Here is a 12,722-nt window from a genome sequence, read left to right on the forward strand (position 1 = left end):
CCGATCCCCTGTACCCGTTTTATACGCTTGTTTTTAGTGCCGTGCCCCGGATGACGCAGCGCCGATCCGGGGCCTGGTTTCTTCAGGTCCCGGCCCAGCGCAGCGGCGCCGCGCGTCCGGGAGAGGCGTGCCTTAGCTCTTGATCTCGGCAGCCCAGGTCTTCTCGATCTGCTGGACGACGCTGTCCGGCATCGGGATGTAGTCGAGCTCCTCGGCCGCCTTGCCGCCGTTCTTGAAGGCCCAGCGGAAGAACTTGATGGCTTCCTGCGAGGCCGCCTTGTCGGTGGCGGACTTGTGCATCAGGATGAAGGTCGCCGCGGTGATCGGCCAGGACTTGTCGCCGGGCTGGTCGGTGAGGATGACGTAGTAGCCGGGCGCCTTGGCCCAGTCGGCGTTGGAGGCGGCCGCCTGGAACGCTTCGACGGTCGGCTGCACGGTCTTGCCGGCCTTGTTGACGAGAGCGGTATAGGTCAGCTTGTTCTGCTTGGCATAGGCGTACTCGACGTAGCCGATCGAGTTCTTGGTCTGGCCGATGTTGCCTGACACGCCTTCGTTGCCCTTGGCGCCGACGCCGACCGGCCACTCGACCGCGGTGCCCTCACCGACCTTGCTCTTCCAGTCCGCGCTGGCCTTGGAGAGATAGTTGGTGAAGTTGAAGGTGGTGCCCGAACCGTCCGAACGGCGGACCACGGTGATCGCCTCCGACGGCAGCTTCACGTTCGGATTGAGCTTCTTGATGGCCGGATCGTCCCACTTGGTGATCTTGCCGAGATAGACGTTGGCCAGCGTTTCGCCGTCGAACACCATCTCGCCCGGCTTCACGCCCTCGAGGTTGACCACGGCGACGATGGCGCCCATCACCATCGGCCATTGCGCAAGTCCGTCCTTCTCGAGCTGCTCGGCCTTGAGCGGCATATCGGTCGCGCCGAAGGTCACGGTCTTGGCCTGGATCTGCTTGATGCCGCCGCCCGAGCCGATCGACTGGTAATTCAGACCATTGCCGGTCTCTTTCTTGTAAGCGTCAGCCCACTTCGAATAGATCGGGAACGGGAACGTCGCGCCGGCGCCGGTGATGTCGGCCGCAAAGGCCGCCGTCGTCGATGCGGCGACCAAGCCGGCAGCGACCATCGTCTTGAGGAAATTCATGCTGGTCTCCATTGGGGGGAGCGAAGCGCCATCCGCGCCCGATCGCGCTCCCCGCGCCGCCCCTTTAGGAGCGGTCAGCTGTGCTTTTACGAAGGTTTCGTGACAGTCGAATGACACCAGCAAGCAATTGAAATCGCTTGAATTTCAGGCCGGAGCCGAAGTCCTGATCTGGGGAAAACAGGCGGTGAAAGTCGCCCCCTGTTTTGGCACGCTTTCGATCAAAAGCCGGCCGCGATGGCGGTTAAGAATATGTTTCACCAGCGATAATCCGAGTCCGGTTCCACCTTGCGAGCGGCTGTCGCCGACGTCCACGCGGTAGAACCGCTCGGTCAGCCGCGGCAGGTGCTCGGGCGCGATGCCGGGGCCGAAATCGCGGACCATGATCCGGATTTCCTGAGTTCCGTCAGCGGCCGCGCCCGAGGTCAGCGACACGATGACGCGTCCGCCGGAGGCGCCGTATTTGAGCGCGTTCTCGATCAAATTCTCGAACAGGCGGAGCAGCTCCTCGCGGTCGCCCGCGATCATCACCGGGCTATCAGGCAAATGGATCTCGACCTCGACCTGGCGCTCGCGCGCCAGCGGCTCGAGCCCGTCCGCAACCTGGCGGATGATCGGCAGCAGATCGACCAGGGTGTCGGGCCGGACATGGGCCGACAGCTCGACCCGCGACAGGGACAAGAGGTCGTCGATCAGGCGCGCCATGCGGGTGGCCTGGTTGTGCATGATGCCGAGGAAGCGCTCGCGGGCCTTGGGATCGTCCTTGGCCTGCCCCTGCAGCGTGTCGATGAAGCCCGACAGCGCAGCCAGCGGCGTGCGCAGCTCGTGGCTGGCGTTGGCGACGAAGTCGGCCCGCATCTCCTCGACCCGGCGCAGCGGCGTCTGGTCGTGGAAGGTCATCAGCATGCATTTGTCGGCGCCGCCGAAGCTGGTCGGCACCGGCACCGGCGTGATCATGAGCTCCATCCAGCGATCGACCGGGACATGGTCGAGATAGGTCGCGCGCCGCGGCTCGGTGGTCGCGATCGCCTCGCGCAGCGCCGTGATGATCTCCGGCGAGCGCAGCGCGAACTGGGCGAGTTCGTTCCTGCGCAGCGCCGGCGCGAGCTGGGCGGCGGCGGCGTTGAGATGGATGACGCGGCCGGCGCGGTCGAGCAGCACTGCCGGATCCGGCATGCCGGCGACGACCGCGGCCACCGCCGCGCTCTCGACCGGGTTGATGCGCCTGACGTCGTCACGGGACGCTGCGGTATCATGCAGGCGCCACGGGATCAGCGCAGCGGCGGCGATGCAGAGGAACACGATCGCGGCGTGCAGCGCCGACAATTCGCCGAGCGAGACGATGACGGACAGCGCCAGCGCCGCGGCGATCAGGATGATCGTCGAGTGCCGCAGCCGGTCGGACCAGGGCTGGGCGGAGGGAGAAGATGGGGCGTCGATCGCCATCGGGCGGACTTCTCCTGGAGGGCTTGTCCTAAGATTTGGCGCCGTCGCTACGCTCTCTCACATAGGCGGCTTCGCGCGCCGGGCCGGGGTCGAGCTTGAGCGCCGCCTGCTGCAGGCGCTTCGATCGTGCGCCGATAATAACTTCGCGAAACGTCAGCAAGATTACAGAGATGACGAAGGGGGACAGATAATAGAGGACGCGGAACAGCAGCATGCCGCCGAGAAGCTCCTCGCGGTCCATCTGCCAGAGGCCGACCAGCATCGCGGCGTCGAACACACCGAGCCCGCCGGGCGAATGGCTGGCGAACCCGAGCAGCGTCGCCGAGACGAAGATCACCGCGACCACCACGAAGCCGAGATTGGGCTCGTCCGGGACCAGCACGTACATCGCGAGCGCGCAGAAGCCGAGATCGATGATGCCGATCGCGATCTGGAGCAGCGTCAGCGGGCCGCCCGGCAGCACCACGGTCCAGGGTCCGCGGCCGACCACGCGCGGCTGGGTCCAGACCCAGACCACGTAGCCGACCAGGCCCGTGACGATCATCAGCGCCAGCGCCCGGTTCAGCCATGGCGGAAGCTGATCGATCGCGGCGGCGGCCTCGGGATGATAGGAGATGCCGAGGCCGAGCACGGCGGCATTGCCGAGCCAGAAGGTCAGGCCGGCGAGGAAGCAGATCTTGGCGACGTCGATCGCGTTCAGCCCATAGGCCGAATAGATGCGGTAGCGCACCGCGCCGCCGGTGAAGACGGATGCGCCGACATTGTGGCCGATCGAATAGCTGGTGAAGGCGGCGAGCGCGTTGATGCGATAGGGCACCTCGGCGTGGCCGATCGCGCGCACGGCAAACAGGTCGTAGAAGGTCAGGGTGAAATAGCCCGCGGCGACGAACAGCGCCGCCATCGCGATCTGCCTCGGCTCGGTGCTCTTGATCGCTTCGAGGACCTCGTTGAAGTCGATGCCGCGCAGCATGTGGTACAGCACATAGCAAGCGATGCCGATGACCGCGACGCTGATCACAACTCCAAGCTTATGCAGGATTTGCTTCTGGCGCAGAAACGTCATCGCTCTGCGTATGGCTTCCAGCATCTAGACCTCGAATAACGCTTCAGCGGCCAGAGTGGCCGGCGGACGGGCGGACGACGCACAGGCGCTCAACGAACCCTCGCCGCCGGCTCCGGCATCGCGCATGCCCCCTGCCCCTCCACTAGCGCGTTTTCGGGCGGAGTGGAATTCGCCAATTCGAACAAAAACACGTGCCTTCAATATTTTAGGCAGGGTTGCGGGCTCCTGATGCACGGTTTGGCGCCTTCGGCGGCAAGGCTTGACGCGAATCTCCTTGGCAATCCTGCGCAGACGCCATGAAGTTTTGATGATTTCGGCCGCACAATGTTCCGTCACGCCTTAGGCTGACGTCAATCTATGTGGCGGGTTCGCCTGTTGAAAGAGGGCGGCGACCAGGCACCGTTCACCGGTTTTCCGATGCGCCGGAAGGTCGCGGCAGCGAAAGGCAGGCCAGGGAGCGGCCGGATCGCGGCGCCGACAGGCGCCGGTGCGATCCTTCGCGGGCCGGAGGCTCAGGCCGCAGGCTGGCTGCGCGAGACCACCCGATCACGCAGCCAGGCGCCGATGGTGCAGCCGACGAGGTAGCAGGCGAACATGATCAGGCCGAGGTCGAGCCAGTAGCCGAAGCGGCCGGGGACCACATGGGCAAACGAGGCAGCGACCAGGGCGGCAGCAAGCGCGGCGAGCCAGCGCGCGGTCACCTTCGAGGTGCCGTTGCCGCGCTGGACCACCGAGATCCAGCCCATGCAGAAGCCCAGCAGCACCGAGCCGATCAGCCAACCCAGATGGAACGAGACGAGATAGGGCATCGTCACCTCACCAGAAATTCGATGCGGCGGTTCTGCGCCTTGCCGTCGTCGGTATCGTTGCCGGCGACGGGCTGCGTGCTGCCATGGCCGACCGCGGTGAAGCGATTGGCGGGCAGGCCGGCCTTGACCAGATAGTCGATCACCGCCTGCGCGCGCTTCTCCGAGAGAGCCCGGTTGAAGCCGTCCTCGCCGTCGGCATCGGTGTGCCCGGCAACCTCGATATTCACGGTCGGGCAACGTAGCGCCGTCTCGATCAGATGATCGAGGATGGCGGCGGAATCCGGATCGATGTCGGCACGCTTGGGCGTGAAGCGGATCTTGCCCTTGCCCAGGAGGTCCGTGAACAATTGCTGGCACACCGTGCCGTCGACCGGCCCTGCCGCAGGCTTCACGGTGATCTCCGGCTTGTACTGCCAGTTCTTCGGGAAGTCCTTGCCGAGGCCTGCACGGATGTCGTTGGCGGCCCCTTCGTAGAGCGCATCGCCCGACAGCTTCACCTCGCGATCGGACACGACGAGCGTGCCGGTCGACAGTCGCGACAGCGCGCCGAGCGCTGCGACCACGGCCGTGTTGAAGGAGCCGGGGGCGCCGATGCTGGCCTTGAGATTGTCGACGACCTTCTCGGTGAAGAATTTTCGCGCGGCGCTGGTGGCGATCGCCGTGTGCACATTGTTGTCGGGCACGTAGCCGGTCAGCGTCACCGTCGCCGCGACCGGATCCTTGTAGGCCTGGAAGATATAGGGCGGCGCCTTGACGTCGTTGGCGGCGATCGAAAAGCCCTCCGGCAGGTTCTTCAGCGCAGCTGCGATCGCCTCCCGGCCGCCGAGCTCGCGCGCCATGCCCGACAGATTGACCTTGGTATCCGTGATCGTGATCTTGCCGTCCTTCAGCCTGCCGATCTGATCGAGCAGCAGCATCGCGGCGGCCTCGAACCGCGGCGGCGCGCCGCGCGCCAGCCCCATCTGGTCGGCCACCTCGGCGCCGCCGACCTCCTTGCGGGCCGCCTCGGTCAGCCGGCCCTTGATCGACGGCAGCGGCGCGGAGCCCGACAGCGTCACCCGCACCACGTCGCGTTCGGCGTTCCAGACGAACGGCTGGGCCTCGGGAACGAGGCGGGTGCGGTCGTCGACCAGGCGCACGCCGGGGACGGTCTCGACCGCCGTCACGGCGTCGCGGCGCCCCTCCTCGGAGAAGGCGTCCGCGACCAGGCTGACGTCGCGGCCGTCGACCGCGATCCGGGTCTTATCCAGGACGGTCCCTTTCAGCGCCGCCGAGCTGCGGGCCGACAGGTCGGCCTCGACCGGTAAGGTGTTATTCCAGGCCGCAAATCCCCACATGACGGCCAGGGGAATCAGCCCCGGCCACCATTTGCTGGCCCACCTGAAAAGCTTCTGCATTCGACGACCCGAACTCTGGAACCGGAGACAAAACAAACCCTTGGCAGGCTGTCAAACCGGAAATGGTGCCCTTCCGAAGGCACGGGGTCGGACAATCGGAATAACTTTTTCTTCAAGGGTTCTTCCGTAAGTTGAAGACGGAATGCCAGAGTCCGCCAGCGGGTCATGAAACAACTGCGTAACAACGTCATCCGCGCCGGGCTGGGAGCACTCTATTTCAGCGGGGCGCACCACCTGCTGCGCCCGCTTTTGTCGGGCGTCGGTGCCATTTTCATGCTGCACCACGTCCGGCCGGCCCGCGACGCCGCGTTCCAGCCGAACCGGCATCTCGAGGTCACCCCCGAATTCCTGCGCGCGACGCTGTGCCATTTGCGCTCGCGCGACATCGACATCGTCACCATGGACGAGCTGCATGAGCGGCTGGTGCAGGGCCGCTTCGACCGCCGCTTCGCCGCCTTCACCTTCGACGACGGCTATCGCGACAATCTGGACCACGCGCTGCCGGTGCTGCGCGAGTTCGACGCCCCGCTGACGGTCTATGTCGCGAGCGATTTTGCGGAAGGGACGGGACGGCTATGGTGGACGGCGCTGGAAGCCGTGATCGCCAAGGCCGAGCAGATCGACGTCAAGATCGGCCATTCCGCGCTGCGGCTCGATGCAACGACGCCTGCGGCCAAGCAGGCCGCGTTCGACCGCCTGCACGACTGGCTACGTGCGCTACCGGGCGAGCATGATCTGGCGCGAGAGATCGAGGCGCTCTGCACGACGTACGACGTCGACATGGCCGCGCTGTGCCGTAGCCTCTGCCTGTCCTGGACCGAGCTGAAGGCCTTTGCCGCCGACCCGCTGGTCATGATCGGCGCCCATAGCGTCAGCCATTGCAACCTCGCCAAGCTGGCCGAAGACATCGCCGCGCAGGAGCTGGCCGTGAGCCGCGCGCGGATCGAGCAGGCGCTGCAGTGCCCCGTGCTGCATCTCGCCTATCCCTATGGCGACCGCGACGCCGCCGGGATGCGCGAATTCGGCCTTGCTGCAACGGCCGGCTTCAAGACCGCGGTGACGACGCGGCCCGGCATGCTGTTTGCCGAAAATGCCGGCCAGATGACGGGGCTGCCGCGGGTCTCGCTCAACGGCAACTACCAGGACGCGCGAATCCTGCCGGTATTGACCTCGGGCGCCGCAACCGCGATGTGGAACGGCTTCCGCCGGATCGCGGCGGCGTAGCCCCTCCAACCTCCGCTGTCGTCCCGGACAAGCGCGCCCTCAGCGTGCGCAGATCCGGGACCCATACCGCGTGACCTCTCGATCGGTATGCGCTGCCAATCCCGAACGACCAATCTTCACCAAACCACTCCCTGTGGCTATGGGTCCCGGATCTGCGCTTACGCTTGTCCGGGACGACACCGAGTTGGTTGAGCCGCTGTCGTGTCTCACTCCGATCTCACCCAAGCCCCTTCCTTGACTCCCCTCCCCGGCCCGCCCAAAACAACGCCAACCAAGGGAGGCATCATGTTCAACGATCTGTTCTCGCTCAAAGGCCGTGTCGCGCTGGTGACCGGCGGCTCGCGCGGCATCGGCAAGATGATCGCGGCGGGATTTCTCAGCGCCGGCGCCGCAAAGGTCTACATCACCGCGCGCAAGGCCGGACCTTGCGAGGCGACCGCCAAGGAGCTCACCGCGCGATATGACGGCGAATGCATCGCGCTGCCGATCGACATCTCCACCATCGAAGGCTGCGACAGGTTGGCCTCCGAGATCATCAAGCTGGAGCCGAAGCTCGACATCCTCGTCAACAATGCCGGCGCGGCCTGGGGCGCGGAGTTCGACGAATTCCCCGAAAGCGGCTGGGACAAGGTGATGGACCTCAACGTCAAGTCACTGTTCTTCCTGACCAAGGCTCTGGCGAAACCGCTGCGCGCGGCGGCGCGCGCGGACCGTCCGGCGAAGGTGATCAACATCGCCTCGGTCGACGGCATCTTCGTCAATCCGGGCGAGACCTATTCCTACGCCGCCAGCAAGGCCGCGGTGATCCACCTGACGCGGCGCCTGGCGACCAAGCTGATCAAGGACAACATCAACGTCACCGCGATCGCGCCCGGCGCCTTCAAGTCCGACATGAACCGGGCCGCGCGCGACCACTCAGACGAGGTCGCAAAGCGCATTCCGTCGCGCCGGATCGGCACCGACGAGGACATGGCGGGGGTCGCGATCTATCTCGCCTCGCGTGCGGGCGACTACGTGGTCGGCAACACCATCGCGGTCGACGGCGGCGTGGTGTACGCGAATGCCGGGTTGGAGATCGCGGGGTAGTTTCCCGCTTCAAACTCCGCTGTCATGCCCCGGCTTGACCGGGGCATCCAGTACGCCGCGGCCTCCCGGCTCTATCACAACAGTCTCTGGAATACTGGATCGCCCGGTCAAGCCGGGCGACGACAGGTGAGTGTGTGGCGCGCGCTGCGCCTCGCTTTCAGCTCTTACGACTCGATCTTCACGTACTCGAAATCGCCGGGCTTGTTGTCGATGCCGACCTTCGGCGGCGAGATCCACGAGGCGTACTTGCCGGTCTCGGTGACGGGCTGCATCAGCGAGGTGATGAAGTCGCCGTCGCTGGTCGAGGGCAGCCACTCGTCCTTGCGCCTGGCCCAGGTGGCGTCGTCGATCAAAATGCCGTCGGGCGTGGCGTGCACGTCCTTGAACTCGCCGATGTGGCGGTGGAAGGCGACGTTGGGCAAGGCCAGCTTGAAGTCGTAGCCCGCGGTCGAGATCACCTTGTTCCAGCGCAGCATGCCCTTGACGCAGTCCTGGCTGTAATCGTCGCGCAGGCGCATGTTGAGCGCGGTCAGCGCCGGCTCGTCCACCAGCTTGATCTCGCCGTTGATGAACTTCAGCACCGGATAGGTGGCGTTCTTGAGCTGGTGATCGTCCTCGATCTGGGTCTCGTGATAGCGGCCCTTGATGCCGGCGTTGAAGGCGTTGGCCGCGTTGGTCGAGACTTCCGAGCCGAACAGGTCGAGCGACAGCGTGTAGTGCAGGTTCAGCTTCTTCTGGATGGTCGGAAGATCGATCACCCCGAGCGCGCGGACCTTTGCGATGTCGGTGGGATCGGTGATGCCGGCTTCGCGCATGGCGTCGCAGGTGCGCTGCACGACGCGGGTGATGCCGGTCTCGCCGACGAACATGTGATGCGCTTCCTCCGTCAGCATGAAGCGGCAGGTGCGCGACAGCGGATCGAAGCCGGACTGCGCGAGCGAATGCAACTGCATCTTGCCGTCGCGATCGGTGAAGTAGGTGAACATGAAGAAGGACAGCCAGTCCGGCGTCGCCTCGTTGAAGGCGCCCAGCATGCGCGGCGCGTCGGCATCGCCGGAGCGGCGGCGCAGCAGATCGTCCGCTTCCTCGCGGCCGTCGCGACCGAAATATTTCTGCAGCAGATAGACCATCGCCCAGAGGTGACGGCCTTCTTCGACGTTGACCTGGAACAAATTGCGCATGTCGTAGAGCGAGGGCGCGGTCTTGCCGAGATGGCGCTGCTGCTCGACCGAGGCCGGCTCGGTGTCGCCCTGGATCACGATCAGGCGGCGCAGCATGGCGCGGTGCTCGCCCGGGACTTCCTGCCAGGCCGGCTCGCCATAATGCTCGCCGAAGGGCACGACGCGGTTCTCTTCCTGCGGCGCCAGGAGAATGCCCCAGCGATATTCGGGCATGCGCACATAATCGAACTTGGCCCAGCCGCGCGGATCGACCGAATAGGCGGTGCGCAAATAGACCAGCGATTCCTGGAAGCCTTCCGGCCCCATGTCGCTCCACCAATCCATGTAGCCGGGATGCCAGCCCTCCAGTGCCTTGAGCACCTGGCGGTCTTCGGCGAGATTGACGTTGTTCGGAATCTTGGTCGAGTAGTCGACGTTCATGATGTTCATGTTCATGGCCGTGCTCCTTGCTCCGGTCTCGTGTCCCGGACGCAGTGCGGCGCGAAGTGCTGCACTGCTGAGCCGGGACCTATGTCTGGTCCGTCTGGGTCCCGGTTCTGCGCAGCATCACTTTGTGCCGCAGCGCGCCCGGGACACGATAGCTACACTCGCGTCATATCGAATTTCGGCTTCTGGCCGCTACCGTAGCGGCGCAGCGCGCCTTCCTCGCCGACCGCGTTGGGCCGCTGGAAGATCCAGTTCTGCCACGCGGTGAGGCGCGCGAAGATCTTCGATTCCATCGTCTCGGGGCCGACGAAGCGCAGGCTTGCCTCCATGCCGGTGAGGCTGTCGGGCGAGAAGCTGGCGCGCTCCTCGAGAAAGACGCGAACCTCGTCGTCCCAGTCGATGTCGTCGAGCGCGAAGGTGACGAGGCCGAGCTCCTCGGCTTGTTCGGCGTCGAGGCTGGTGCCGAGCGTTGCTTCCGCGCGCTCCACATCGGAGGGATCGGCCTGGAAGCGCGATTGCAGCCGCGTCAGGCCATGGCTCATCGGATAGGGGCCGAAATTCATCGCGGAGAGCTCGATCGACGGCGGCGGACGGTTGTCGCCCTGGCGCGTGCCGATCAGCATGTAGGAGCGGTCGGCGGCGAAGACGAGCTCGGCGAGCGTTCCGGCAAAGCAGGAGCCGGGCTCGACCAGCGTCACCAGCGTGCGCGAGGTGACGTCGATGCGCTTCAAGACGCGCTTCCAGTAATGGCGGATCTCGTTGACCAGCCAATGCGCCTTGTTGGCTTCGAGGAAGGCGTCTGCCGCGAGCACGTGGGCGCGGTCGCCATGGCTCTTGAACACCAGCATGGCAATCTCGAGCTCGTTGATGCGCAAATGCAGGATGGCATCGTCGAGCTCGCGCGCCACTTGCAGCGGCCAGAACGAGGCGCCTTGCGCCATCATGCCGTCGATGTCGGCGGGCGGCGCAGTCTCCGGCGCCTTGATCGAGATCGCGGCGAGGCGGGCCGTGCGATCGATGTCGACCGTGACGAAGCCGTAGCGGATGCTGTTTTCGTCGATCAGGCGCTTGAGCGGCGTCAGCGCGATGCCCTTGCCGCTGCCGTTGCGCTTCGAGGCCGCCGCGAACTCCTTGGCACGCTCGGCGATCTTGGTCTCTAACTTGGAGTTCGGCGCGATCTCGTCGACCAGACGCCATTGCACGGCGCGCTTGCCCTTCACACCTTCCTCGATGGTGCAGAAGAAATCAGCGTGGTCGCGGCGCACCTTGCGCTTGTCGACGACGCGCGTGAGGCCGCCGGTGCCCGGCAGCACCGCGAGCAGCGGCACCTCGGGCAGCGCAACGGCAGAGGAGCCGTCGTCGGCGAGGATGATGTGGTCGGTCGCAAGCGCCAGCTCGTAGCCGCCGCCGGCGGCCGAGCCGTTCACCACCGTGATGAAGCGCTGGCCGGAATTCTCAGAAGAATCTTCCATGCCGTTGCGGGTCTCGTTGGTGAACTTGCAGAAATTGACCTTGTGGGCGTGCGTGGAGCCCGCGAGCATGCGGATGTTGGCGCCGGCGCAGAACACGCGGTTCTTGGCCGATCGCATCACCACGACCTTGACCTCGGGATGCTCGAAGCGCAGGCGCTGAAGCGCGTCCGCAAGCTCGATGTCGACGCCGAGATCGTAGGAATTGAGCTTGAGCAGATAGCCCTCGAACAGGCCGCCATTCTCGTCGACATCCATGGTCAGCGTCGCGACGCCGCCCTCGACCGCGAGCTTCCAGTGCTTGTAGCGGGACGGTTCGGTCTGAAAATCGATGAATGTCGCGCCGCCTGCGAGGCGCCGATCTTCCCCGGCCATGGGTCATCCCTGAGTTTGATTATGCATGATCGCCGTAGCGTTAGATGCACAATAGTGCATCTTTTTGGGCGCGTCTACCCCTTAAACGGGCTCACATGCATTTTGTTTCATCTAGAGGGAGACGGACGGCGCGGACGCTCCGAGCCCGTTGCGTTCTGCGGGTTCGGTATCTGTCAGACCGCCGCCGCCATCACGCCGCGCGGCCTTGCAGCCCCTGATCATCGCGTAGCGCCGCTGTCGCGAACTGCGCGATCGCCTCGAGCGTCGCCACCGGCGACTCACGCTGCGGCGAATGGCCCGCGCCAGAGATGATCTTCACGTCGACCGGGCAGTAGCACTCTTCCTGCGCGATCTCGACCTGACGCAAGGTGCCGTACTGGTCGTCCTTGCCCTGGACGACAAGGACTGGGACGCGGATATAAGCGAGGTATTCGGAGATGTCCCAATCGCGGAATTTTGGATCGAGCCAGGCGCCGTTCCAACCATAGAAGGCGTTGTCGACGTCCTTATGCCAGCGCGACAGCTTTGCCTTGAGGTCGGTGGTCTCGAACGTCGTCTTGATCGCCGCGATCGATTTCACCGAGACGTCCTCGACGATGAAATGCGGTGCGATCAATGCGATGCCCTGCAGACGGTGATCCTGGTGTGAGCCGGCATAGATCGCCGCAATCGAGGCGCCGTCGGAATGGCCGAGCAGAAGGCCGCGCTTGAAGGAAATCGCGTCGAGCACTTTCGGCAGCACGTCGAGCGCCTCGCGCTGCATGTAATCGAGTGGGCGCGGCAGCGCGACGGAGCTCGATTGGCCGTAGCCGGCGCGCGCGTAAAGGAAGATGCCGGCGCCGGTGGCCTGCTGCAGCTTCTCGGGGAAATCGCCCCACAGGCCGACCGAGCCGAGGCCTTCGTGCAGCATGACGATGGTGGGCGCGTCGGCGGATTGCGGCGCGAGCCATTTGTATTCGAGGCTGGCGGTGCCGATGCTGAGGAAGCCGGTGGGAGTGAGGTTGGTCATGGAGCGTCGCTCTTTCTCTCCGTCGTCATGCCCGGGCTTGACCCGGGCATCCACGTCTTTCCTCCTTCGCGGTGGCACGTGGATGGCCGGGTCA

10 protein-coding genes are annotated in these 12,722 nt (G+C 65.2%); 2 read left to right on the top strand and 8 right to left on the bottom strand.

All coding sequences use genetic code 11. The features are described 5' to 3' along the window. Window positions 1–132 precede the first annotated feature (132 nt). The 5 genes from pstS to XH84_RS18000 form a co-directional block, all read right to left on the bottom strand. On the bottom strand, window positions 133–1,146 hold the full coding sequence (gene pstS, locus XH84_RS17980) for a phosphate ABC transporter substrate-binding protein PstS (protein ID WP_128922938.1): 1,014 nt from the start codon (window positions 1,144–1,146) through the stop codon (window positions 133–135). A 144-nt stretch (window positions 1,147–1,290) separates the two neighbouring features. Next, window positions 1,291–2,589, bottom strand: a complete 1,299-nt coding sequence (locus tag XH84_RS17985; RefSeq protein WP_128922937.1) for an ATP-binding protein — start codon at window positions 2,587–2,589, stop codon at window positions 1,291–1,293. 28 nt (window positions 2,590–2,617) lie between these two features. Further along, window positions 2,618–3,676 carry a putative bifunctional lysylphosphatidylglycerol flippase/synthetase gene (locus tag XH84_RS17990; protein ID WP_128922936.1) on the bottom strand — a complete coding sequence of 353 codons (1,059 nt, stop codon included), beginning with the start codon at window positions 3,674–3,676 and terminating at the stop codon, window positions 2,618–2,620. A 488-nt stretch (window positions 3,677–4,164) separates the two neighbouring features. Next, window positions 4,165–4,461 carry a hypothetical protein gene (locus XH84_RS17995; protein WP_164936687.1) on the bottom strand — a complete coding sequence of 99 codons (297 nt, stop codon included), beginning with the start codon at window positions 4,459–4,461 and terminating at the stop codon, window positions 4,165–4,167. Window positions 4,462–4,463: 2 nt separating this feature from the next. Continuing rightward, the gene (locus tag XH84_RS18000) at window positions 4,464–5,858 is read right to left on the bottom strand and encodes an OmpA family protein (protein WP_128922934.1); all 1,395 of its coding nucleotides are present in this window, start codon (window positions 5,856–5,858) and stop codon (window positions 4,464–4,466) included. Window positions 5,859–6,023: 165 nt separating this feature from the next. On the opposite strand from XH84_RS18000, the gene XH84_RS18005 reads away from it, so the two are divergent. Together XH84_RS18005 and XH84_RS18010 are read left to right on the top strand one after the other, a co-directional pair. Then, window positions 6,024–7,082 (top strand): polysaccharide deacetylase family protein, encoded by a 1,059-nt coding sequence (locus XH84_RS18005; protein WP_128922933.1) that lies wholly within the window; start codon window positions 6,024–6,026, stop codon window positions 7,080–7,082. Window positions 7,083–7,367: 285 nt separating this feature from the next. After that, window positions 7,368–8,168 carry an SDR family oxidoreductase gene (locus tag XH84_RS18010; protein WP_128922932.1) on the top strand — a complete coding sequence of 267 codons (801 nt, stop codon included), beginning with the start codon at window positions 7,368–7,370 and terminating at the stop codon, window positions 8,166–8,168. A gap of 164 nt (window positions 8,169–8,332) precedes the next feature. On the opposite strand, the gene boxB is transcribed toward XH84_RS18010, so the two are convergent. The 3 genes from boxB to XH84_RS18025 form a co-directional block, all read right to left on the bottom strand. Next, complete coding sequence (gene boxB, locus XH84_RS18015; RefSeq protein ID WP_128922931.1) at window positions 8,333–9,784, bottom strand: benzoyl-CoA 2,3-epoxidase subunit BoxB; 1,452 nt, start codon at window positions 9,782–9,784, stop codon at window positions 8,333–8,335. Between the two features lie 146 nt (window positions 9,785–9,930). Then, window positions 9,931–11,619 (bottom strand): 2,3-epoxybenzoyl-CoA dihydrolase, encoded by a 1,689-nt coding sequence (boxC, locus tag XH84_RS18020; RefSeq protein WP_128922930.1) that lies wholly within the window; start codon window positions 11,617–11,619, stop codon window positions 9,931–9,933. A gap of 190 nt (window positions 11,620–11,809) precedes the next feature. Continuing rightward, window positions 11,810–12,628, bottom strand: a complete 819-nt coding sequence (locus XH84_RS18025) for an alpha/beta fold hydrolase (protein ID WP_128922929.1) — start codon at window positions 12,626–12,628, stop codon at window positions 11,810–11,812. Window positions 12,629–12,722 lie beyond the last annotated feature (94 nt).

The sequence above is a fragment of the Bradyrhizobium nanningense genome (genome assembly GCF_004114535.1).
In the GTDB taxonomy this organism is placed as follows: domain Bacteria; phylum Pseudomonadota; class Alphaproteobacteria; order Rhizobiales; family Xanthobacteraceae; genus Bradyrhizobium; species Bradyrhizobium nanningense.